The organism is Pseudoroseomonas cervicalis ATCC 49957 (genome assembly GCF_000164635.1).
Taxonomy (GTDB): Bacteria; Pseudomonadota; Alphaproteobacteria; order Acetobacterales; family Acetobacteraceae; genus Pseudoroseomonas; species Pseudoroseomonas cervicalis.
Genome location: NZ_GG771005.1, coordinates 1 through 3,140, shown reverse-complemented (window position 1 = coordinate 3,140; position 3,140 = coordinate 1). Strand labels below are relative to the sequence as shown.

The 3,140-nt window shown below is 69.6% G+C and carries 4 protein-coding genes; 3 read left to right on the top strand and 1 reads right to left on the bottom strand.

Features of this window, described 5'->3' with window-relative positions; genetic code table 11:
* The first annotated feature begins 198 nt into the window (after positions 1-198).
* Both HMPREF0731_RS21230 and gpt read left to right on the top strand, forming a co-directional pair.
* Positions 199-540: a tRNA-binding protein gene (locus tag HMPREF0731_RS21230; RefSeq protein ID WP_007006299.1), complete on the top strand. Its 342-nt coding sequence runs from the start codon at positions 199-201 to the stop codon at positions 538-540.
* Positions 541-542: 2 nt separating this feature from the next.
* Positions 543-1,022: a xanthine phosphoribosyltransferase gene (gpt, locus tag HMPREF0731_RS21225; RefSeq protein WP_007006298.1), complete on the top strand. Its 480-nt coding sequence runs from the start codon at positions 543-545 to the stop codon at positions 1,020-1,022.
* Positions 1,023-1,088: 66 nt separating this feature from the next.
* On the opposite strand, the gene HMPREF0731_RS21220 is transcribed toward gpt, so the two are convergent.
* Entirely contained in the window at positions 1,089-2,081 is a 993-nt protein-coding gene (locus tag HMPREF0731_RS21220; RefSeq protein ID WP_007006297.1) for a D-2-hydroxyacid dehydrogenase, read from the bottom strand.
* Between the two features lie 231 nt (positions 2,082-2,312).
* On the opposite strand from HMPREF0731_RS21220, the gene HMPREF0731_RS21215 reads away from it, so the two are divergent.
* Positions 2,313-3,047 carry a prephenate dehydrogenase/arogenate dehydrogenase family protein gene (locus HMPREF0731_RS21215; RefSeq protein ID WP_245538380.1) on the top strand — a complete coding sequence of 245 codons (735 nt, stop codon included), beginning with the start codon at positions 2,313-2,315 and terminating at the stop codon, positions 3,045-3,047.
* Positions 3,048-3,140 lie beyond the last annotated feature (93 nt).

Genomic DNA, 3,140 nt, shown 5'->3' with positions numbered 1-3,140 from the left:
GCGGCGCGGCCGATGCCGCGCGAGGCGCCGGTGACCAGCGCGCGCTGCCCGTCGCAGCGCAAGGAGGGGGTGGTCGGCAGGGCCTCGGCCGTCGTCATTGTTGCTCCCGGAGCGTTTCCCGCCCGGGACGCTGGCATGCGGGCGGCGCCACGGCAATCCGCCCTTCCGCCCGGGCCAGGGCTGCGCTATCGAACCGGGATGGAAGCCACCGCGACGATCGAAGATTTCGACCGCCTCGACATCCGCGTCGGCACCGTGGTCGATGCCCAGGTGCTGGAGGGGGCGCGCAAGCCCGCCTACAAGCTGGAGATCGATCTGGGGCCCGAGCTCGGCATCCGCCGCTCCTCCGCGCAGATCACGGTGCATTACACGCCGGACAAGCTGATCGGCCGGCAGGTGCTGTGCGTGGTGAACTTCCCGCCGCGCCGCATCGCCGGTTTCGAGAGCCAGGTCCTGACGCTGGGCCTGCCCGATCCCGAGGGGGCCGTGGTGCTGATCCGACCCGATTTCGCCGTCCCGAATGGCGGCAGGATGTTCTGAGAATGGCCTCGCGCTACTACACCGTCAGCTGGGACCAGCTTCACCGAGACAGCAAGGCCCTGGCCTGGCGGCTGGTGGAGCGCGGTCCCTGGAAGGGCATCGTCGCCATCACCCGTGGCGGGCTGATCCCGGCGGCGATCATCGCCCGCGAGCTGGATTGCCGGCTGATCGAGAGTGTCTCGATCATCACCTATGACGAGGAGAAGAAGGGCGAGCCGGTGGTGGCCAAGCCGCCGATCGCCGCCGGCGATGGCGATGGCTGGCTGGTGCTGGACGATCTGGTGGACACCGGCACCACGGCCAAGGTGGTGCGCGGCATGCTGCCCAAGGCGCATTTCGCCACGGTCTATGCCAAGCCCGCCGGCAAGCCGCTGGTGGACACGTTTGTCACCGAGGTGAGCCAGGACACCTGGATCCTGTTCCCCTGGGACACCGAGCCGCAATTCGTGGCCCCGATCGCCCGTTCGGCCGCCGCCAAGTAGCCCGGCGCCAACGGACAGAAAAAAGAAGGGGTCCAGGGGAATTCATTCCCCTGGCCTTTTTGCTTTTTAGTAGCCCCGCTCGGCCGTCACCTGCGTCGGCAGGGCCTCGCCCTTCCGCCAGGCGCGGAGGTTGTCGAAGAAGATGTCCAGGCTGCGGTCGTTGTAGGTGCCCGGATCGTCCGACGACATGTGCGGGGTGATGAACAGCCCCGGCGTCCGCCACAGGCGGGAGTCGGCGGGCAGCGGCTCCGGCACGGTGACGTCGGTGACGGCGCCGCCGAGATGGCCGCTCTCCAGCAGGTCGCAGACCGCCTCCTGATCCCAGAGCGGACCCCGCCCGATATTCACCACCTTGGCGCCTTGCGGCAGCAGGGACAGCCGGCGGCGGTCGAGCAGCCCCTGGGTCTGCGGCGTCAGCGGGCAGGCGAGGACGAGGAATTCGGCGCGCGGCAGCACGCGGTCGATATCGGCTTGCGCTACCACCTCGTCGCACGACTCGTGCGGGGCGGCGCTGTTGCGCACGCCGATGACCTTCATGCCGAACTGCTTCGCCCGCGCCGCCACGCCGCCACCGAGCGAGCCCAGCCCCACGATGCAGACGGTGCGCCCGGCCAGGACCGAGCCGAAGCGCGGCGCCCAGCGCCCTTCCCGCGCGTCATGGGCGAAGGCGGGGATGTGGTTGGCCAGCATCAGCAGCGCCATGATGCCGAATTCGCCGGCCTTGGCGGCATGGGTGCCGCGGTTGTTCAGCAGGGCGACGCCGGGCGGCAGGAAGTCAAAGGGCGCCAGCTTGTCGAGCCCGGCGGAGGTGCAGAAGATCAGCTTCAGCTTCGGCGCCAGCCCCGGCAGGGCGCCTTTCGGGAAGCGCTGATGCGCCACCCGGGTCCAGGTGACGATGGCCTCGGCCTCGGCCATGGCGCGGGTGAAGCCTTCGTCGTCGCTGGCGAAGCTGACCTCGAGATCCGCCATGTCGGGGGAGCGGGCGATGGCGGCCTGCCATTGCTGCTCGGTGATGGGGAAGACCGTCTCGTCGGCCGGATTCTGGACATGGATGCGCATGGGGCGGAGGGTCGCAGGGCTGGCGCCCGCGTCAAGCCATGGCTTGACGCTGCGGCCAGGCCGCGCCCATCATGCCGGCGATGAACATGACCGCGCCCGCCCCGCGCCTGTATTACCGCCGCTCGACATAAGCGGCGCGGTCGAAACCTGTCTGTTCGAACGATGCCGCCCTGGGGCGGCATTTTTGTTGGAATGGCCCTCCCGGCGGCGGTGCAAGCCCTGAGGGTCACCATGCCGCTTCCCGCTTTCCCTGCCACGGCACCCCGCATGGGGCTGATCGGCCTCGGCGCCTTCGGGGCCTTCTGCCGGCCGCATCTGGAGAAACTCGGCCCGGTGCTGGGGCACGACCCGGCGCAGCCCGGCGGCGCGTCCCTGGCCGAGGCCGCCCGCCAACCCGTGGTCATCCTGGCCGTGCCGGTAGCGCGCCTGGCCGAGGTGGCGCGCGCCATCGCCCCGCATCTGCGCCCCGGCGCGCTGGTGGTCGAGGTCTGCTCGATCAAGACCCGGCCGCTCGCCCTGCTGCGGGAGGCGCTGCCGGAGCATGTCGAACTGCTGGGCACCCATCCGCTGTTCGGGCCGCAAAGCGGGCGCGACGGGATCGAGGGGCTGCGGCTGGTCGCCTGCCCCGGCGGCGGCGCGCGCGCGCGGCTGGCGCTGCGCATGCTGCGCCGCCTCGGCCTTCAGCTGGTGACCATGACGCCGGAGGAGCATGACCGGCAGATGGCCTGGGTGCAGGGGCTGACGCATCTGGTGGCGCGGCTGGTCTCCGGGCTGGAGATGCCCGACCTGCCCCACACCACGCCGAGCTTCGAGCTGCTGATGCGCGCCACCGGCCAGGTGTCGCAGGATTCCGAGGCGCTGTTCCGCACCATCACCGAGGACAATCCCTATGTGGCGGAGGTGAAGGCGCAGCTGCTGGCGCGGGCGGAGGCGCTGCTGGCATCCGATGTAAAATTAGCAGCGTAAGGATCTTCTTTTTCTGAAGAAAAAGAAGCAAAAAGACTTTATCCGTTTGGCGTCCCACCTCAGGCCATAAGCGGGACGCCAACTGACAAAAGT